Below are 18,608 nucleotides of genomic sequence, written 5' to 3' on the forward strand. Positions count from 1 at the left end.
GCGCCGTTGTCTCGAGCCTCATTCGCTCACCCCACGCAACGCAAGGCCAAATGCCACCGCGCATGAAGGGTCGTGCGACAAAAGCAGCGGAAGCGGCCGGTCGGGGTCGGCAAGCGTGGCGCATTCGAACGGCAAGCCGGGGCAGCCGAGCGCGTCGCCGACGTCGGCAAGTGTGAAATGCACGCCGCGCAACATGCTGATGTCGCCAGCCACAAGTGCGCTGCCCGGCTGCTCGCCATGCACGAGATCACGCAGCGCTTCCACGAGGTCTGAATATTCCAGCGCTGGAAAGCGCATCTCACGCGCGATCGCGTCGTCGGACAAGGTCCACCCGCGGATGCCCTCCGCGCCGATCCAGAGAGCCACATACGGCTCGTGAGGTGACAATTCGAACGCAGCGGCATGGCGCATCGCCCGCAACGCTGCGTGTGCTTCGTCGTCCACGGCGCACAAGGTAATCCCCGCCATCGCCGCGCATTCGACGCGCGCTTCGAGATGCGCGCGCGCCGTGGCGGCGATCGTCACCTGCGTCGTGCCCTCGATCTGGCGGGGCGAAACGCAGCGCGGCGGCGTCACGCACCAGTCGACGGCAAGCTCTTGCCGCTCGATGCCCGCTACGCGCTCGGCTTCCGCCAGGACGAGGGGCTCGAGTTCGGCGTAAATCCGCGATTCGTCGATGCCGCACGCTGCCGGCGCGAGTCGCGCGAGCGGCAGCGTCGCCACGAGCGTCGCGCTCGTCGGCAGCGCCATCGCGCAGCGCATCGCCGCGGCTGCGCAGTCGCGCGGCAGCTCGCCGAACAGGCCGCGCAGCGACTCCACGACCGCCGCGCGGTCGATGATCTCCACGCCGGACACCGCCTCCCGTGGCATTGGCGCGCTCGCCAGCCACTCCACGCGCACGGGTGCAGCGCCGAACAGACGCCGGCTCAACACCGCCAGCGTGATTCCGCGCGCAGCCACATCGATACCAGCAGCAAAACGGCGCGCCCCCAACAACATCGGCTTCACGAGGCCCATTGGACTCCCTCTCTTGCATCGCGCGCCACGAACCATTCGGACGCCTGCGGTGAGAGGAATTGTGCAAATCCGCGGCTTGGGCGAATACTCGGCCAAATGGCTAATCTTCGAGTTGCCCGCTGTTCACGCGCGAAGGCGGCGACTAAAGTGCAGATAAGCGCCCACCGCGCCCCACCCGGCCACAGTAAGCATCTCGAAAGAAAACTAGCGAGATCGCTATAATGCGGGATCGTTTTCCGGTGTTCGTATGCAAGATAGCCCGTCTCCGTCGTCCGTTCCGCCCCCCGCCCCGCAAGCGCCCCAAAAGCGCCGGCGCCCGTGGTGGGCGCGGCTCATCATCGGCTTCACCGGCCTGCTCGTCGGAGGCGCAGTCTGTGGGGCGCTAGTGCTCGGCTACGCGCTGATTGTTGCGACACCTAATTTGCCGTCGCTTGAAGCGCTCACCGAATATCGGCCCAAGGTTCCGCTGCGCATCTACACGCGCGACCACGTCCTGATCGGTGAATTCGGCGAAGAGCGACGCAACGTCGTCCATCTCAAAGACATGCCGGACAACCTCAAGAACGCCGTGCTGGCGATCGAGGACGCACGTTTTTACGACCACGGCGGCGTGGACCTTGCCGGCATCGCGCGCGCGAGCCTCGTGGCGCTCACGAACGGCCACGCCACGCAGGGCGCGAGCACGATCACGATGCAGGTCGCGCGCAATTTCTTTCTGTCGAGCGAGAAGACCTACACACGCAAGGTCTACGAAATGCTGCTCGCCTACAAGATCGAGTCGAAGCTCTCGAAGGACCAGATCCTCGAGGTCTACATGAATCAGATCTACCTCGGGCAGCGCGCGTACGGCTTCGCGAGCGCGGCACGCGTCTATTTCGGCAAGGACGTGAAAGACCTCACGCTCGCCGAATGCGCAATGCTCGCCGGACTGCCCAAGGCACCGTCTGCGTATAACCCGGTGGTCAATCCGAAACGGGCGAAGGTGCGTCAGGAGTACATCCTCGAGCGCATGCGCGACCTCGGCTTCATTACGCAGTCACAGTACGACGCGGCCGTGAAGCAGCCGATCGTCGTGAAGGGCGTGGGCAAGGAATTCAGCGTCCACGCGGAATATGTCGCTGAAATCGTCCGGCAGATGATGTATGCGCAGTATCACGAAGAGGCCTACACGCGCGGGCTGAACGTCGTGACGACCATCGATTCGGCCGATCAGGACGTCGCATATCGTGCGCTGCGCAAAGGTCTGATGGATTACGAGCGGCGTCACGGCTATCGCGGTCCCGAAGCGTTCATCGAACTGCCCCCCGACGCCGACGAGCGCGAACAGGCCATCGACGACGCCCTGCTCGAACACCCCGACAACGGTGAACTCGTCGCGGCCGTCGTCACGTCCGCGAATCCGAAAGAGGTACAAGCTACGTTCATCGACGGCAACGTCGCAACCATTCGCGGCGACGGCCTGCGCTTCGCACAGTTTGCACTCGGAACGCGCGCTCAGCCGAACCAGCGTATCCGGCCAGGCGCGATCATCCGGCTAACGCGCGGCAATTCGGACGACTGGTCGATCACGCAGTTGCCGCAGATCGAAGGCGCGTTCGTTTCGGTCGTGCCGCAGGACGGGGCGATACGTGCGCTCGTGGGCGGCTTTGACTTCAACAAGAACAAGTTCAACCATGTCACGCAGGCGTGGCGTCAGCCGGGGTCGAGCTTCAAGCCGTTCATCTACTCGGCATCGCTCGACAAGGGACTCGGACCCGCCACTGTCATCAATGACGCACCGCTCTTCTTCAGCGCGGCCGAAACCGGTGGGCAGGCCTGGGAGCCGAAAAACTACGGCGGCGGATTCGACGGCCCGATGACCATGCGCACCGCGCTGCAAAAGTCAAAGAACCTCGTGTCGATCCGCATCCTGAACCACATCGGTACGAAGTACGCGCAGCAATACATCACGCGTTTCGGCTTCGACGCCGAGCGCCATCCGGCCTATCTGCCGATGGCGCTCGGCGCGGGGCAGGTCACGCCCCTGCAGATGGCGGCAGGCTATTCGGTCTTTGCCAACGGTGGCTATCGCATCAATCCGTATCTGATCGCCGAAGTCACCGACCAGCGCGGCGTCGTAGTCGCACAAGTGCAACCGCTGGTCGCGCAGCAGAATGCGCCGCGCGCAATTGATCCACGCAACGCGTACATCATGAACAGTCTCCTGCAGAGCGTCGCGCAGCACGGCACGGGCGCCAAGTCGAACGTCCTCAAGCGTACCGACCTCTCAGGCAAGACCGGCACGACCAACGATTCGCGTGACGCATGGTTCGCGGGCTACCAGCACACGCTCGTGGCAATCGCATGGATCGGCTATGACAATCCGCGCAGCCTCGGCGACAAGGAAACAGGCGGAGGGCTCGCGCTGCCGGTCTGGATCGACTACATGGCCCGCGCGCTCAACGGCGTGCCGGCATACCGGACGCCGGTGCCTGATGGCGTCACCACGCTCGGCGACGAGTTGTACTACGCCGATCTCACGCCGGGGCACGGGTTCGTGTCGACGGTGGGAATCAGTCAGGCTGCGATCGAGGCGGAGGCAAGCGGTGCGCAGGGTGAGGCCGGTGCCGACGACGCCACTGGGACGCCCGCGCCCGAGCACGTCAACGCGAAGGAGAAGGAAGACATCATGAACCTGTTCCGTGGACACTGAACAGGTTAAGGGCAGACGGGACGTGCGCGGCTCGCTCAGGGCTTAAGCGCGTCATCGGTGATGTATAGCCATCACCGATGACGCGCGCCGCAGCCCGAGCGTAAATCAGGGCTGATAAAGGGCCGATCAGGGCGCGAAGCGAACCGGCTCGCCCGCCTGCTCAGTCGCGTAGGCCGACAGCGCCGAAAAAAACTCCGTACCCGTTCGCGTATCGAGCCACTCGCCGCCCTTGAAACGGTAATGAAAACCGCCCGCCTTTGCCGCGATCCAGATCTCGCGCATCGGCGGCTGCAGGTTCACGATGATCTTCGTTCGGTTCTCGAATTCGAGTGTCAGAACATTGCCGCTACGTTCGAGTTCGATATCGGCGTCGGCCTCGTCTACGGCGCGCTCCACCGCGGCCAGCACGGCTTCCGCCCGGCTCAGGTAGTCACTGTCGGTCATGCTAAACTCCACCGGTTATTCATTCAGGGACAATTATGCGTGTCATTTTCAGGATGCGCGCAGCGGCGCCCGGCGCAATTCTAGCCGCTTCGGCGATGTTTGCTGCGGTAGCCCTTGCCGGCTGTGGGCAGCGTGGCCCGCTCTACATACCGACCGTGCCACCGCTCCCGGCCAAACCCAGTTTCGAAACGCAGGACACCGGAACATCCGCGCAAGCAGCGGCAAAGGGTGCATCCAGCGTGGAGGCGGGGTCGGTTCCCGACACGTCCGGCACACCGCTTTCGCTGTCTCCTGACACTGAACTCAGCACGACACCGACGGCGCCAGCGAGTCCACAACCGGCCTCCGGCGCCAAGCCAACCCCATAAGACGTTCGCCGTATGACTCAACCCGCCCAACCCGCTTTCCATCGCATCGACGGCACGCTGTACGCCGAAGACGTCAGTGCCGCCGATCTCGCCGCACAGTTCGGCACGCCGCTCTACGTGTATTCGCGTGCGGCGCTCACCGCTGCCTGGCACGCCTACGCTGACGCATGCGTCGGCCACCGCGCGTCGGTTCACGTCGCGGTCAAGGCGAACAGCAACCTCGCCGTGCTGAACCTGTTCGCACGCCTCGGCGCAGGGTTCGACATCGTGTCGGGTGGCGAACTCGCCCGCGTGCTCGCCGCGGGCGGTAAAGCGGAGGACGTCGTCTTCTCGGGCGTCGGCAAGACCGCCGACGAAATGCGCGTTGCGCTCGAAGCCGGCGTGAAGTGCTTCAACGTCGAGTCGATTCCTGAACTCGACCGCCTGAACGCCGTGGCGGGCGCGCTCGGCAAGAAGGCGCCGGTTTCGCTTCGCGTGAACCCCGATGTCGACGCAAAGACGCACCCGTACATCTCCACGGGCCTGAAGGCGAACAAGTTCGGCGTCGCATTCGACGACGCGCGCGCCACTTATCGCACTGCTGCGTCCATGCCGCATCTCGCGGTGGTCGGCATCGACTGCCATATCGGCTCGCAGATCACCGAAGTCGCGCCGTACCTCGACGCCATCGACAAACTGCTCGAACTCGTCGACCAGATCGAGTCGGACGGCGTGAAGATCCATCAGGTCGACGTCGGCGGCGGTCTTGGCATTCGTTACGACGACGAGACACCGCCCGAGATTGGCGCGTTCGTGCGCACGGTGCTCGACCGCATCGAGGCGCACGGCGGTCAGCGCGAAGTGTTTTTCGAACCGGGTCGCTCGCTCGTGGGCAATGCGGGCATGCTGCTCACGCAAGTCGAGTTCCTGAAGCCGGGTGCGGAAAAGAACTTCGCGATCGTCGACGCCGCGATGAACGACCTCGCGCGCCCCGCGATGTACGAGGCGTATCACGCGATCGAACCGGTGATTGAACGCACCACGCCTGCGCAGACTTACGATGTGGTCGGTCCGGTGTGCGAGAGCGGCGACTGGCTGGGCCGCGGTCGTGAACTCGCGATCGAGCCGGGCGACGTGCTGGCGATCCGCTCGGCAGGTGCGTATGGCTTCGTGATGAGCTCGAACTACAACACGCGTACGCGCGCGGCCGAGGTCATGGTCGATGGCACGCGCGTCCACGTCGCGCGCGCACGCGAGACCATCGCGCAGTTGCTGGCAGGCGAGCAAGTGCTGCCGGACTGAAGCGAGCATGCTTTGCATTGGGCCGGTGTAGGCGCCAAAGCGCTAACTCTGGTCGACCGCTTTGCATGGGACCGGAGTAAGCGCTAAAGCGCCAACTCCGGTCGACACACGACACAACAAAAAAGCGACACGTCGAAAGAAGTGTCGCTTTTTTCATTGCGTAACCGACCGTCGCGGAAAGAACGCGATCTACGTCGTGCGCGCCCCCGCACGCGCCTCGTACCGCGCAAGCAGCCACGTACCAACCCGCCAGCCCAGCAGCACGATCATGATCGCGGCGTAGAGCTTCGGCTGCGCGAGGTCGTGCTTACCGGCCCTCATCCACCAGAAGTGCACGATCGCGAGCACACCGATCGCATAAACGAGGCGATGCAGCGTCTGCCAACGGCGCCCGAGGCGGCGCGCCATCGCGCGCGTCGAGGTCACGGCGAGCGGGATCAACAACACGAACGCCGTAAATCCGATTGTGATGAACGGCCGCTTGCCGACATCTTTGAACATCGCCATGACGTCGAACCACTTGTCGAACCAGATGTAAGTGGTGAAGTGAAGCGTCGCGTAGAAGAACGCGTAAAGCCCGAGCATGCGGCGAAAGCGGATCAACGTGTTCCATCCGGTGAGCTTGCGCAGCGGCGTGACCGCGAGCGTGATGCACAGGAACACGAGCGTCCAGAGTCCGGTCGAGCGCGTGATGAATTCGATCGGATTCGCGCCAAGCTGCCCGGTCACGCCAAAAAGGATGAGGCGCCCGAGCGGATACAACGCCGCGACGAACACAGCGCCCTTCGCCCACGGCAGCCAGCGCGGCCCGGCCACCACCGCCTTCGCTGCGCCGCGGCTCTTCGCAGCACGTGCCGCACGCGCACCTGAACTCGCGGGGCGCGGCGTCGCGCCGGGTGTCGTGGTCGTTTCCATCGGTTGCTCCATCGCAGCCTCGCGCGCTAATAGTTTTTGCGCAGATCCATGCCCTGATACATCGACGCGACCAGTTCACCGTAGCCGTTGAACATCAGCGTCTTGCGCTTCGGCGTAAAAAAGCCGTCCTCGCCGATGCGCCGCTCCGTCGCCTGGCTCCAGCGCGGGTGATCGACGGTCGGGTTCACGTTCGAGTAAAACCCATATTCGTTCGACGCGTAGGTGTTCCAGCTCGTCGGCGGCTGCTTCTCGACGAAGCGGATCTTCACGATCGACTTCGCGCTCTTGAAGCCGTACTTCCAGGGCACGATCACGCGCACGGGCGCGCCGTTCTGGTTCGGCAACACCTGACCGTAGAGGCCCACCGTGAGCAGCGTCAGCGGATTCATCGCCTCGTCCATGCGCAGGCCTTCTGAGTACGGCCAGTCGAGGATCGGCTGCGCGAGACCCGGCATCTGCGATGGGTCGGCGAGCGTGATGAACTGCACGTAGCGCGCGTTGCCGGTGGGCTGCGCGCGGCGGATCAGTTCCGAGAGCGGAATGCCGATCCACGGCATCACCATAGACCACCCCTCCACGCAGCGGTGCCGGTAGACACGCTCTTCGAGCGGCGCGAGCTTGAGGATATCGTCGATATCGTAGACCTTCGGGTTCTTCACCTCGCCCTCGACACTCACCCGCCACGGACGAGGCCGCAGCGTATGCGCGTTCTCGGCGGGATCGCCCTTGTCGGTGCCGAATTCGTAGAAGTTGTTGTACGTGGTGATGTCCTTGAACGACGTCACCTTGTCGAGCGCGACGAACTTCGCGTCGGTTTTCGCACTGAGCCGCTGTGCCTTCGGATCCGGCGACGAATATTCCGCCAGCGCGCGCGTCGCGCCGAGCGTGCCGCCAATGCCGCCGAGCGCCAGCGCCCCCGCCGCCTGCAGCACGCGTCGGCGCTGCTCGAAGATACGCTGGGGCGTGATCTCGCTCGCGGGAATATCGTCACCGTTGATGAGAATCCGGCTGCTGCGTTTCGTCCACATGATGCTGCTCCGTTCCTGACCGATTCAACGCCGTTGATCGGAATACGAATTGGACCTGCTTCGGCTGCGCCGCGTTCGGGCGGCTTCCACGGTGACCCGGGGCCTTACCGGAACAAACACACTTGGCGCGGGAATCTTCCCTCGGAACGAAAAAAAACCGCCGGTGCGAAGCATCCGACGGTTAGTTCGTCCTGCGGGCCGAGAAAGTTACAGCTTTCCGTAACTATGCAGACCCGAAAGGAACATGTTCACGCCAAGGAAGGCGAAGGTCGTGACGAGCAGACCCGTGAGCGCCCACCACGCGGCGACGTTGCCGCGCAGCCCCTTCATGAGCCGCATGTGCAGCCAGGCTGCGTAGTTGAGCCAGACGATCAGCGCCCAGGTTTCCTTCGGGTCCCAGCTCCAGTAGCCGCCCCACGCCTGCGCGGCCCACAGCGCGCCGAGAATCGTCGCGATCGTGAAGAACGCGAAGCCGACGGCGATCGACTTGTACATGAGGTCGTCGAGCACATCGAGTGCAGGGAGGCGATCCGCCAGCATGCCGCGCTCTTTCATGATGTACGCGACGCCGACCATCGCCGACAGCGCAAAGCTGCCGTAGCCGATGAAGTTCGCCGGGACGTGGATCTTCATCCACCAGCTCTGCAGCGCGGGCACGAGCGGCTGGATCTGCTGGGCGTCGCGCGCAATCGAGTACCACATGAGGAAGCCGACCGCCGCGCTGATCACGAGCAGCACGAACGCACCGAGCTGACGCGTGTTGTAGTGCTTTTCGTAATACAGATAGAAGAGCGCGGTAATGAGGCTGAACAGCACGAACACTTCGTAAAGGTTCGAGATGGGAATGTGGCCAACATCCACGCCGATCAGATACGACTCATACCAGCGCACCATCAGGCCGACGAAGCCCATCAGCACCGCTGCCCACGTGAGCCGCGTGCCGATCATGCCGCCCGTCGCCGAACGCGAGAGCAGGCCGATCCAGTAGAAGAGCGTCGCGAGCACGAAGAGCGCGCTCATCCAGAGAATCGCGGACTGGCTCGACAGCAGGAACTTGAGGAAGAAAGCCGAATCAGCGCGCGCGAGGTCGCCCTGGTAGATCTGGATCGCGCCGACCGAAAACACCGCGATCGCGGCCATCAGGAGGCGCGCCGGCTTCCAGCGCCAGCCGAGCACGACGAGCGCCGGCACCGTGCCGCCCAGCACCAGCTTGTCGTAGTAGTTCATGTGCGCGTGATAGCGCGAGAACGCGAAGCCGGCACCCGCCACAAGCGCTAGCGCAAACAGCCAATCGACCAGCGTCAGGCGCCGCAGAAACGGCCGCTCATCGAAGAACGCGTCTGGATGAAGATCGTGTGCGCCGCTCGCATTTGCCGCGCTGCCCGTACGCCGGGCGTTCGCGGAAGAAGAGGCCTGAGTCAAGTCCATGAGCTTACTGGTGTTGATCGTGAGGTTCCGTGGAGCGCGGCGCGTGGTCCGACCCGCTTTCGTCGCTCGTGCGTCCGTCACCGCTGTGTTCTGCGGGGCGGGGTGCCACGCCTAGCGCGCGGCCTGCCGCGTCGCGGGTGCGGGCGAACTCCTTTTCGAAGTCGAGGGTCCGGCGCGCTGTCGACATCGCCATGATCACGTCCACGCCGTGACCATTCCTGTCCTTGATCCAGAACCACAGCCGCCGCTCGCGAACGTAGAACATCGAGAAGATGCCAAGCACGAGCAGCAGGCTGCCAAGATACACGACTTTCTTGCCCGGTGCGCGCGTCACCTGAAACACCGAGGCTTGCACCTGCTTGAACGAATCGAGTTGCAGATAGACAGGTGCGCCGTACAGGAAGCTGTCCGAAACAGCGTTGATCGAATCCTGCACGAAGCGCGCCGATGCGGCATCGGGGGGCAAATCCGGCTCACCCGCATGCTCGCGCGCGAGTTGCCAGAGATCCCACGTCGCACCTTCCAGCATGCGCAGAAGGAGGCCCCCGGCCTTCTCCTGCTGATCCTTCGGCACCGACTGGTCGATGAACGCCGCCACGGCCTGGAAGCCACCCGCGTCCTGCGCACCTGGGGCCTTCGTACCCTGGCGAATGTCGCCCGCAAAAAGCGTCATCACGCGCAGCGCGCTCTCTTCCAGATGCTGCTGCAGCTCCTTGTTCGACGCCGGAACCGAGCGCACCGCAAAGCGGCGCGCCGCCTCGGCGCGCAGCGCGGGGTCTGCGTAAGCCGCGCGCAGCATCATCCACTCTTTCATCGTGCCGCCGCTGTCGGCCGGAATGCGCACGTAGCGGAACGGCGCGCCGGGATCCTCGCGCATGCCTGCCAGGAACACCCGCGCACCGCCCACGTCGACCGGCAACATGTAGTTGTTGTACTCGCGCGCCTGGCCGTCCTTGTCGCGCACCTTGTACTGCACCGACGGCCCGACGTTATGCAGATCGAGCGGCTTCGAGCTCTTCGCCCCCGAGCCAAGGCGCTCGTCGAGCGCCTCCTTCAGCGAGTTATGCGCGACGCCACGCACGTCATTCGCGCCGCCGCCGTTCGAGATGTTCTCGACGTTGATTGCGCGGAAATCGGCGAATTCGATGGTCTGCCCATCGACGCCCGGCACCGACAGACCCACGGGAACCGCAAGCGGCGTGGCGTTACCGATCGTGCCACCGAACGGGAAGCTTTTCGCGCTCGCGCCGGCCATGGGCCAGGCGGTCATCTGCATCTGCGAGCCGCCGTCCTGGAAGCTCGACTGGTAGATCGACACGCCGTCGTACTCGAACGGCTCATTCACCTCGATGCGCGCCGGAATCCGCTGCCCCGTCTTGTGGTCGATCACGACGATGTCGCTCGCGAAGAGCTTGGGCATGCCGGTCGAGTAGTAATCGACGATGAACTTGTTCAGCTGGATCGAGAACGGCAGATCCTGGATCAGCGAGCCGTCTGGCTGATTCAGGATGGCCGTCGAGACAAATTGTCCCTCGGGCACCCACGCGTAGCCGCGGAACGTCGGATTCGACGTGGACAGGCGATGCCCAGGTCCAATGTCGTTAATGACGGCGTTGGTGCGGACCGGCGTCTTGTCGAAGAGCCACATCTGGAATTTGATCGGCAGATTGCTGTCGAGCAGCCCGCCGATGCAGATCACCACGATCGCCAGGTGCGCGAAGATGTAGCCGATCTTCGTGAGCGCGCCACGCTTCGCGGCGATCAGCGTCGCGCCATCGGACTCGCGCGTGACGAACCGGTAGCCGAGACGCCCGGCCAGTTTTCCGAGCGTCGCGACGGTGTCTGCCCGCGTGGCGCCATCAAGTGCGAATTCGCCCTTGTGGTGGAACGCGCGAAGGCTGCCTTCGCGGACCTTGTCCTTCCAGCTGCGCATGTCGGCGATCATCTTCGGCGCGTTCCGGATCACGCATAGCGAGATCGACACGACGAGAAAACCGAGGATCGTGATGAACCACCAGGCGCTGTAGACCGTATAGAGGCTCAGCGACCGGAAGATGTCGGCCCAGAACGGACCGAACTGGTTGACGTAGTTGGGATACGGGTCATCCTGCGTGAGCACGGTGCCGATGACGCTCGCGATCGCAAGCACGACGAGGAGCGCAATGGCAAAACGCATCGAACTGATCAGTTCGACGGCGCTCCTGACCGCCTTGCGGCGTACGCTCAAGTCCAGACCGGACGTGGTGACACTCATTCCAACTCCACTTCTAACTGCGATTCAATCTTCACCGGGCAGCAAAAAAGGGTGCCAGGCCACCGCTCACGCGCGGCGCCCTCACCCTTTTTGTGTTTTCGACCAGCGGCCAGCGCGCGAGTCGCGCGCCGAAACGTCAGTGCGTCAGTGCAAGCCAGCGGCGTAGTCGGCGACGGCTTTGATCTCGTCGTCCGCCATCCGGTGCGCGATCTGGCGCATCGGGTCGCTGTTGTTGCGTGTCCCCTGCTGGAAAGCGTTGAGCTGTGCAACGACGTATTCCGACCACTGGCCCGACAAACGCGGATACTGGATTGGAATGCCCTGACCGGCCGGCCCGTGGCACGCCGCGCAGGCCGGAACGCCCTTGTCGGCGATACCCCCGCGCCAGATGGTCTGGCCGAGCGCAACAGTCTTAACGTCGTGGGCAAAACCTGGCTTGGGTGTTTGCGAGGAGAACCACGCCGTGACGTTGATCATATCCTGGTCAGAAAGCACAGCGGCAAAGCCCGCCATAATGGGATTATTACGAAGTGGCGGCTTCCCACCCTGCGGTTTAAAGTCCCGGAGCTGTTTCACAAGATACTCGGCGTGCTGGCCGGCGAGCTTCGGATAGGCGCCCGCAGCGCTGTTGCCGTCCGCGCCGTGACACGCAGCGCACACCTGCGACGCAATGGCCTGCCCGCGGGCGAGGTCCGGTTTGGCCGGTTCCGCCGACGCCGCCATCGAAAGAGTTGCTGCAAGACCCGCCGCGACCGCAAATTCGAATACCTTCAACGACTTACACAGTCGATTCATTCGCGCACCTAGTTTTATCTTGTGGGTATCAGGTTCTGCAAAGTGACGACAGCAACCGATCTATCTCCAATGACCCGCGCTGGCCCTACAGGTATTCAGTAAACCGTCGCATTGTACAATAGCGCGGTGCGCGCGACCGCGCCTATCGGGCCTCGCCCCGATGTCTTCGAATTCCTCCCGGCCGCCTCCGGGTCTGCGGCGACGCCGCCAAGTTTGTCTCACATTGTGGTTTCCCAGATGGCATTGCTGCTGCATCAAGCCCGCTTTTTCACGACCGTCAACCACCTGCGCGATCTGCCCGCGACGGCACGCCCGGAAATTGCGTTCGCCGGCCGTTCGAACGCGGGCAAGTCAACTGCCATCAACCTGTTGTGCAACCAGAAGCGGCTCGCCTTCGCATCGAAGACGCCGGGGCGCACCCAGCACATCAACTATTTCTCGGTGGGCAAAGCCGACGACCCCGCCGGTTATCTGGTCGACCTGCCCGGTTACGGTTACGCCGAAGTGCCTGAGGCGTCGAAGCTGCACTGGGAAGTGCTCCTGTCGCAGTATCTGGCAACGCGTGCGCAACTGCGTGGCCTGATCCTGATGATGGATGCACGCCGTCCACTGACTGAACTCGATCGCCGCATGATCGAGTGGTTTGCGCCGACGGGCAAACCGATCCACGCGCTGCTGACGAAATGCGACAAATTGACGCGCCAAGAGTGCGTCCTCTCGCTGCGTACGGCCAAGAAGGGCTTTGACGAATACAAACAGCAGGGTTTCGAGGGCGAACTGAGTGCGCAGCTGTTCTCGGCGCTCAAGCGCGTGGGACTAGACGAAGCGCATGCGCGGATCGAGAGCTGGATCGTGCCGCCCACCGACGCCAGCGCCTCGGACGAAGCAGCCGAACGCCCCGCTCGATAACTGCGAACCTGGTGCTCGCAAACATGCGGCACCGCTATACCCCCCACCTTTACGACGCTGCGGCGACGATCTGATCCGCGTGCTAGATGACTCGCGACGCGCCATATTGGCGCACCGCGCTGAACATTTTCGCCGCGCATAAAAAAACCCGCCGTCAATGCCGGCGGGCTAAACAGCCTTATCGAAAAACGACAGGCACCCGCTCAGGGAGGAGAAGCGGGGAGTCTGGCGCAGGGCGCCTCGCTCGACCGTATGATATACCATTGTCCTGAAATGTCGCCGGGGCCCCCGGCGACGCAGTTCGATTCACGATATCCGCCGACATGAGCTTCTATCCGCATCATCGTCCGCGCCGCATGCGCCGTGACGATTTCTCGCGCCGCCTGATGCGCGAAAACCTCCTGACCACCAACGATCTGATCTACCCCGTGTTCGTCGTCGCGGGCAACAACGTGCGCGAATCCGTACCGTCGATGCCGGGTGTCGATCGCGTTTCGATCGACCTGCTGATGGGCGTCGCCGAGCAGTGCGTGGAACTCGGTGTGCCGGTGCTGTCGCTCTTCCCCGCGGTCGATCCGTCGCTGAAGACGCCCGATGGCATCGAAGCCACTAATCCCGACGGCACGATCCCGCGCGCCGTGCGCGAACTCAAGAAGCGCTTTCCGGAACTGGGCGTGCTCTGCGACGTCGCACTCGACCCGTACACGAGCCACGGTCAGGACGGCGTGCTCGACGAAAACGGCTACGTCATCAATGACGAGACCGTCGAGATTCTCGTTGCGCAGGCCCGCACGCAGGCCGAAGCGGGTGTCGATATCGTGGCGCCTTCGGACATGATGGACGGGCGCATCGGCGCGATCCGCGAGATGCTGGAAAGCGAGAGCCACATCCACACGAAGATCATGGCCTACTCGGCCAAATATGCTTCGGCGTTTTACGGACCATTCCGCGACGCAGTCGGTTCTGCTTCGAATCTGGGCAAGGGCAACAAGATGACCTACCAGATGGACCCGGCCAACAGCGACGAAGCGCTACGCGAAGTGCGCCTCGACATCGAGGAAGGTGCCGACATGGTGATGGTCAAGCCCGGCATGCCGTACCTCGATATCCTGCGCCGTGTGAAGGACGAATTCCGTTTCCCGACCTACGTGTACCAGGTGAGCGGTGAATACGCGATGCTCAAAGCAGCCGCGCAGAACGGCTGGCTCGATCACGACAAGGCGATGATGGAATCGCTGCTCGCGTTCAAGCGGGCGGGCGCGGACGGCATTCTCACGTACTTCGCGCTAGACGCCGCGCGTATCCTGCGCGCGCAGAAGTAACGCACGACGCGCTCCGAACGCCCAAGCGTCTTCGCCAACAAAAAGGCACGTCGAATCGACGTGCCTTTTTGTTTATTGCGTACGCTGAGTGTCTACGACTGCGGTGCGGGCGGCGTCGCCGGAGCGGCCAGCCGATCGAGACGCGCGAGGAAGCGATCCGCGTTCTCATATCCCACGACGCGCAGCACTTCGTGGCCCCTGTCGTCGAAGAAAATGATACCCGGCGGTCCAAACAGGCCAAAGCGCTTGAGCAGCGCCTGATCGTCCGTGTTGTTCGCGGTGACGTCCGCGCGCATCAGGTGAAGCTGCCTCAAACGCGCCTGCACGCGAGGGTCGCTAAACGTGAACTTCTCCATCTCCTTGCAGCTCACGCACCAGTCCGCGTAGAAGTCGAGCATCGACGGCTTGCCCGCCGTGCCTAGCACCGCATCGAGCTGCGCGGGCGAAGCCACCCGGGTGAAGGTCAGATCGCTCGCAACGGGGGTGTTTGCGGCCACCGTTGCGGTAGCGCTCGTGCTACCAACGCGCGCTGCGAGGACGCCGAGCGGGCGCAGCGGATCGGTCGAGCCCGCAGCAAGCCCGACGAGCAGCGTCGCCGCCCAGATCGCGAAAGCGGCGCCGACGCCACGTCCCAAGCGGCGCCAGACGTTCGGTGCGCCCGCGTTCGGCGTGAATAGCCCGAGCGCCGCGGCAGCGAGCAGCAGCCACAGTGCGGCAAGCAGCATCTGCGGAATGGCGCCAAGCACGGGCCACACGATCCACAGCGCAGCGGCGAGCAGCACGACGCCAAAGAACACTTTTACGCCGTCCATCCAGACACCGGCGCGCGGCAACAACGTACCGGCACCGAGTCCGATGATCATGAGCGGCACGCCAAGGCCAATACCCATGGCAAATAGCGCGGCACCGCCGAGCGCGGCGTTACCCGTATGGGCGATGAACGCGAGCACGGCGAAGAGCGGCGCGGTCATGCATGCTCCAACGACCAGGGCCGAGAGCGCGCCCATCACGGCGACAGCGGCGAACTTGCCGCCCGAACGCCCCTGCGAAGCCCGCGAGGCGCCATCCTGCCAGCGCTGCGGCAGGGCGATGTCGTAACCGGCAATCAGCGCAAGCGCGAACACCGTCAGCAGCAGTGCGAACACGCCGAGCACCCAAGGGTTCTGCAGCCACCCGCCGAGACTCTGTCCGACGAGCGCCGCCGCGACCCCCAGCACGGTGTAGACCAGTGCCATCCCGATCACGTAGGTGAACGAGAGCGCGAAGCCGCGCGCGCGGGTGACCCGCGCGCCTTCACCGATGATGATCGCCGAGAGGATCGGGATCATCGGATACGAGCACGGAAGCAGGCTCAGGACCACTCCCGCGACAAAGAACAGCCCCACCACGGCAAAGAAACCACCGCCCTGCAGCAGCGACTGTGCATAGTCGGCGCTGGTCGCACGCTCGTACCACGGTTCGCTATCGGCCGGCGCGGCTGGCACCGGCGAAAAGGCGGCAGTCTGAGCTGCACCCGCTACCGCGCCCTGCGTCGCTGATTGCAGCGCCGCACCACTCACGTGAAAGACATGCGTGGCCGGCGGATAGCAGATGCCCGCGTCGGCACAACCTTGTGATGTCACCGCGAGATCGAATGGACCGCTCGCGCTCTTCACGGGCACGCGGATCGTCACCTGACCGCGATACGTCTCGACGTTCTTCTGGAACGTCTGGTCGAACTTGACGTGGCCCGCAGGAATATCAGGCGTGCCGAGCGTGGCTGAACCATTGCGCGTCGCAAACGCGAAGCGCTCCCGGTACATGTAGTAGCCGTCGGCGATCTTGAAGTGAACGTCGATTGCGCCGGGCTGCTCGGAGGCACTGAACGTGAACGCCTGGTCGGGCGGCAGGAAATCGTCGTCGGCGTGCGCGATCGGTGCAAACGCGACAAGCGAAAGCACCGCAATCAGGAAGGAAAACGCGACGCGCAAGCGCCGTTCGAAACGATTAAACATGAATGGGTCGCTGGGTTTCGGCGTTGACCCACTGCCCGTAAGCGTTCGACGCCGTGACTTGCCACGAGAGGATCTCGGGCGTGTCGTAGGGGTGCTGGGTCTGGATGAACTGTTCGAGATCGTCTGCGCGGGCTACGCTCGTCTTGAAGATCAACTGGATTTCGTCGGCAGATTCGACTATGCCTTGCCAGTGATACTGCGAATGAACAGCGCCCATTCGTGTGACGCACGCGGCGAAACGCTGGGCGAGCGCATCCGCCGTCAGCCGATCGGCCGTTGCGGCGTCGGGCACCGTGGTCAACATCAGGGTCACATTGAGAGTCAAGGCGAACTCCGGCACGAGGCATCAAGCAGGACGTAATCGTACCACCGGCGGCGATCGCCTTCTGGCGCCGGCCCGAGCGACAAAGCGCCCCTACAGAGGGCTAACGCCCCCAGTGCGCGAATATTTCGCGTCCAAAACAAAAAAGCCAGGCTAGGCCTGGCTTTTTCTTATACGGCTGGAGCGCCGCAGGAAGCTTATTCAGCTTCTTGCACGTTCTCTTCCGCGACTTCCGGACGGTCGAGCAGTTCGACGAGCGCCATCGGTGCGTTATCGCCGACGCGGAAGCCGAACTTCAGGATGCGCAGGTAGCCGCCCGGACGGTTCGCGAAACGCGGACCGAGCACGTCGAACAGCTTCGTGACCGAGTCACGATCGCGCAGGCGGTTGAACGCCAGACGGCGGTTCGCGAGCGACGGCTTCTTGCCGAGCGTGATGAGGGGCTCGACAACCTTACGGAGTTCCTTCGCCTTCGGCAGCGTGGTCTTGATGACTTCGTGCTCGATCAGCGAGTTGGACATGTTACGGAGCATTGCCAGACGGTGGCTGCTCGTGCGGTTCAGTTTCCGCAGACCATGACGGTGACGCATTTCAATTTCCTTGAAACAGAGTTTTAGTCCAGCTCTTCTATCGCTTCGCGGGTCTTACAACCCAACCGAAGCACGGGCCGGTACGTGAAATAGGCAAGACGCGGATTCTACAGGAAAAATTCGGGAAAATCCGCGTCCGTGCCAGACTAGCTTACTTGTCGACTTATTTGTCCAACCCGGCCGGCGGCCAGTTTTCGAGCTTCATGCCGAGCGTGAGACCGCGCGAAGCGAGCACTTCCTTGATCTCGTTGAGCGACTTGCGACCCAGATTCGGGGTCTTGAGCAGCTCGTTCTCGGTGCGCTGGATCAGGTCGCCGATGTAGTAGATGTTCTCGGCCTTCAGGCAGTTCGCCGAGCGAACCGTGAGTTCGAGATCATCGACCGGACGCAGCAGGATCGGGTCGATCTGCGGTGCGCGCGACGGGGCTTCCGCCGCCGTTTCCGTGCCTTCCAGAGCAGCGAACACCGACAGCTGATCCACGAGGATGCGCGCCGATTGACGGATCGCTTCCTCCGGCGAGATCACGCCGTTGGTTTCGATGTTCATCACGAGCTTGTCGAGGTCGGTACGCTGTTCGACACGCGCGCTTTCCACGGCATAGCTCACGCGGCGAACCGGCGAGAACGACGCGTCCAGCACGATACGGCCGATGATCTTGGCCGAGTCGTCGCCGTAACGGCGCACGTTGCCCGGAACATAGCCGCGGCCCTTTTCAACCTTGATCTGAACGTCGAGCTTGCCGCCCTTCGTCAGATGCGCGATCACGTGATCGGGATTGATGACTTCGCAATCGTGCGACAGTTCGATGTCGCCCGCCGTCACGACGCCTTCGGCTTCCTTGCGCAGCGTAACCGTCACTTCGTCACGGTTATGCAGCTTGAAAACCACACCCTTCAGGTTCAGCAGCAGGTTGACCACGTCCTCTTGCACACCGTCGAGCGTCGAATACTCGTGCACGACGCCTGCGATCGTCACTTCGGTCGGCGCGTAGCCCACCATCGACGACAGCAGTACGCGCCGAAGCGCGTTACCCAAGGTGTGGCCATAACCGCGTTCGAACGGCTCCATAACCACTTTCGCGTGGTTGTCGCCGAGCGATTCCACAGCGATGATCTTGGGTTTCAGCAAACTGGTTTGCATAGGGTTTCCTTTTCAATACCCTCGGCTCGTTACACCGATAAGGCTGAGATGGCAACAACCTGAAAACGAACAGCCGAGGACGCCTCTTGCGCGAAGCACAGAGGCGCA

At 63.3% G+C, this 18,608-nt stretch carries 16 protein-coding genes; 5 read left to right on the forward strand and 11 right to left on the reverse strand.

Annotated elements, in window-relative coordinates:
- Positions 1-18: 18 nt before the first annotated feature.
- A complete protein-coding gene (gene pilM / locus L0U80_RS13715; RefSeq protein WP_233864919.1) occupies positions 19-1,017 on the reverse strand; it encodes a type IV pilus biogenesis protein PilM in 999 nt (332 codons plus the stop codon).
- Between the two features lie 247 nt (positions 1,018-1,264).
- On the opposite strand from pilM, the gene L0U80_RS13720 reads away from it, so the two are divergent.
- Entirely contained in the window at positions 1,265-3,709 is a 2,445-nt protein-coding gene (locus tag L0U80_RS13720; protein WP_233864921.1) for a penicillin-binding protein 1A, read from the forward strand.
- Between the two features lie 126 nt (positions 3,710-3,835).
- Here the strand turns inward: L0U80_RS13720 and cyaY are convergent, their stop codons facing one another.
- Positions 3,836-4,153 carry an iron donor protein CyaY gene (gene cyaY, locus L0U80_RS13725; protein WP_233864923.1) on the reverse strand — a complete coding sequence of 106 codons (318 nt, stop codon included), beginning with the start codon at positions 4,151-4,153 and terminating at the stop codon, positions 3,836-3,838.
- A 53-nt stretch (positions 4,154-4,206) separates the two neighbouring features.
- On the opposite strand from cyaY, the gene lptM reads away from it, so the two are divergent.
- Positions 4,207-4,521, forward strand: coding sequence for an LPS translocon maturation chaperone LptM (gene lptM / locus L0U80_RS13730; RefSeq protein WP_308444867.1), 315 nt, complete (start codon positions 4,207-4,209; stop codon positions 4,519-4,521).
- A gap of 12 nt (positions 4,522-4,533) precedes the next feature.
- On the forward strand, positions 4,534-5,802 hold the full coding sequence (lysA, locus tag L0U80_RS13735; protein ID WP_233864927.1) for a diaminopimelate decarboxylase: 1,269 nt from the start codon (positions 4,534-4,536) through the stop codon (positions 5,800-5,802).
- Positions 5,803-5,991: 189 nt separating this feature from the next.
- Here lysA and msrQ read toward each other — a convergent pair whose 3' ends face one another.
- The 5 genes from msrQ to L0U80_RS13760 form a co-directional block, all read right to left on the reverse strand.
- Positions 5,992-6,717: a protein-methionine-sulfoxide reductase heme-binding subunit MsrQ gene (msrQ, locus tag L0U80_RS13740; protein ID WP_233864929.1), complete on the reverse strand. Its 726-nt coding sequence runs from the start codon at positions 6,715-6,717 to the stop codon at positions 5,992-5,994.
- 26 nt (positions 6,718-6,743) lie between these two features.
- On the reverse strand, positions 6,744-7,745 hold the full coding sequence (gene msrP, locus L0U80_RS13745) for a protein-methionine-sulfoxide reductase catalytic subunit MsrP (RefSeq protein ID WP_233864931.1): 1,002 nt from the start codon (positions 7,743-7,745) through the stop codon (positions 6,744-6,746).
- Between the two features lie 207 nt (positions 7,746-7,952).
- Positions 7,953-9,173 carry a c-type cytochrome biogenesis protein CcsB gene (gene ccsB / locus L0U80_RS13750; RefSeq protein WP_233864933.1) on the reverse strand — a complete coding sequence of 407 codons (1,221 nt, stop codon included), beginning with the start codon at positions 9,171-9,173 and terminating at the stop codon, positions 7,953-7,955.
- A 4-nt stretch (positions 9,174-9,177) separates the two neighbouring features.
- Positions 9,178-11,427, reverse strand: a complete 2,250-nt coding sequence (locus L0U80_RS13755) for a cytochrome c biogenesis protein ResB (protein ID WP_233864935.1) — start codon at positions 11,425-11,427, stop codon at positions 9,178-9,180.
- 144 nt (positions 11,428-11,571) lie between these two features.
- The gene (locus tag L0U80_RS13760) at positions 11,572-12,222 is read right to left on the reverse strand and encodes a c-type cytochrome (RefSeq protein WP_233864937.1); all 651 of its coding nucleotides are present in this window, start codon (positions 12,220-12,222) and stop codon (positions 11,572-11,574) included.
- A 237-nt stretch (positions 12,223-12,459) separates the two neighbouring features.
- On the opposite strand from L0U80_RS13760, the gene yihA reads away from it, so the two are divergent.
- Both yihA and hemB read left to right on the forward strand, forming a co-directional pair.
- Positions 12,460-13,131 carry a ribosome biogenesis GTP-binding protein YihA/YsxC gene (gene yihA, locus L0U80_RS13765; RefSeq protein ID WP_233864939.1) on the forward strand — a complete coding sequence of 224 codons (672 nt, stop codon included), beginning with the start codon at positions 12,460-12,462 and terminating at the stop codon, positions 13,129-13,131.
- A 323-nt stretch (positions 13,132-13,454) separates the two neighbouring features.
- Entirely contained in the window at positions 13,455-14,453 is a 999-nt protein-coding gene (gene hemB / locus L0U80_RS13770; RefSeq protein WP_233864941.1) for a porphobilinogen synthase, read from the forward strand.
- A 92-nt stretch (positions 14,454-14,545) separates the two neighbouring features.
- On the opposite strand, the gene dsbD is transcribed toward hemB, so the two are convergent.
- From dsbD to L0U80_RS13790, 4 genes are all read right to left on the reverse strand, one after another.
- Positions 14,546-16,447 (reverse strand): protein-disulfide reductase DsbD, encoded by a 1,902-nt coding sequence (gene dsbD / locus L0U80_RS13775; RefSeq protein WP_233864943.1) that lies wholly within the window; start codon positions 16,445-16,447, stop codon positions 14,546-14,548.
- Complete coding sequence (gene cutA, locus L0U80_RS13780) at positions 16,440-16,751, reverse strand: divalent-cation tolerance protein CutA (protein WP_373322201.1); 312 nt, start codon at positions 16,749-16,751, stop codon at positions 16,440-16,442. The genes dsbD and cutA overlap by 8 nt, the downstream gene beginning before the upstream one ends.
- 215 nt (positions 16,752-16,966) lie before the next feature.
- Positions 16,967-17,359, reverse strand: a complete 393-nt coding sequence (gene rplQ / locus L0U80_RS13785; RefSeq protein WP_027797304.1) for a 50S ribosomal protein L17 — start codon at positions 17,357-17,359, stop codon at positions 16,967-16,969.
- Positions 17,360-17,522: 163 nt separating this feature from the next.
- Positions 17,523-18,500, reverse strand: coding sequence for a DNA-directed RNA polymerase subunit alpha (locus L0U80_RS13790; protein ID WP_233864947.1), 978 nt, complete (start codon positions 18,498-18,500; stop codon positions 17,523-17,525).
- Positions 18,501-18,608 lie beyond the last annotated feature (108 nt).

Origin of the sequence: Paraburkholderia adhaesiva (genome assembly GCF_021390575.1) — a bacterium.
GTDB classification, from domain to species: domain Bacteria; phylum Pseudomonadota; class Gammaproteobacteria; order Burkholderiales; family Burkholderiaceae; genus Paraburkholderia; species Paraburkholderia adhaesiva.

Bases quoted from the DNA above. Each gene is read 5' to 3' on its own strand.
- pilM (WP_233864919.1), bottom strand. From the start codon at position 1,017: ATGGGCCTCGTGAAGCCGATGTTGTTGGGGGCGCGCCGTTTTGCTGCT.
- L0U80_RS13720 (WP_233864921.1), top strand. From the start codon at position 1,265: ATGCAAGATAGCCCGTCTCCGTCGTCCGTTCCGCCCCCCGCCCCGCAA.
- cyaY (WP_233864923.1), bottom strand. From the start codon at position 4,153: ATGACCGACAGTGACTACCTGAGCCGGGCGGAAGCCGTGCTGGCCGCG.
- lptM (WP_308444867.1), top strand. From the start codon at position 4,207: ATGCGCGCAGCGGCGCCCGGCGCAATTCTAGCCGCTTCGGCGATGTTT.
- lysA (WP_233864927.1), top strand. From the start codon at position 4,534: ATGACTCAACCCGCCCAACCCGCTTTCCATCGCATCGACGGCACGCTG.
- msrQ (WP_233864929.1), bottom strand. From the start codon at position 6,717: ATGGAAACGACCACGACACCCGGCGCGACGCCGCGCCCCGCGAGTTCA.
- msrP (WP_233864931.1), bottom strand. From the start codon at position 7,745: ATGTGGACGAAACGCAGCAGCCGGATTCTCATCAACGGTGACGATATT.
- ccsB (WP_233864933.1), bottom strand. From the start codon at position 9,173: ATGGACTTGACTCAGGCCTCTTCTTCCGCGAACGCCCGGCGTACGGGC.
- L0U80_RS13755 (WP_233864935.1), bottom strand. From the start codon at position 11,427: ATGAGTGTCACCACGTCCGGTCTGGACTTGAGCGTACGCCGCAAGGCG.
- L0U80_RS13760 (WP_233864937.1), bottom strand. From the start codon at position 12,222: ATGAATCGACTGTGTAAGTCGTTGAAGGTATTCGAATTTGCGGTCGCG.
- yihA (WP_233864939.1), top strand. From the start codon at position 12,460: ATGGCATTGCTGCTGCATCAAGCCCGCTTTTTCACGACCGTCAACCAC.
- hemB (WP_233864941.1), top strand. From the start codon at position 13,455: ATGAGCTTCTATCCGCATCATCGTCCGCGCCGCATGCGCCGTGACGAT.
- dsbD (WP_233864943.1), bottom strand. From the start codon at position 16,447: ATGTTTAATCGTTTCGAACGGCGCTTGCGCGTCGCGTTTTCCTTCCTG.
- cutA (WP_373322201.1), bottom strand. From the start codon at position 16,751: ATGTTGACCACGGTGCCCGACGCCGCAACGGCCGATCGGCTGACGGCG.
- rplQ (WP_027797304.1), bottom strand. From the start codon at position 17,359: ATGCGTCACCGTCATGGTCTGCGGAAACTGAACCGCACGAGCAGCCAC.
- L0U80_RS13790 (WP_233864947.1), bottom strand. From the start codon at position 18,500: ATGCAAACCAGTTTGCTGAAACCCAAGATCATCGCTGTGGAATCGCTC.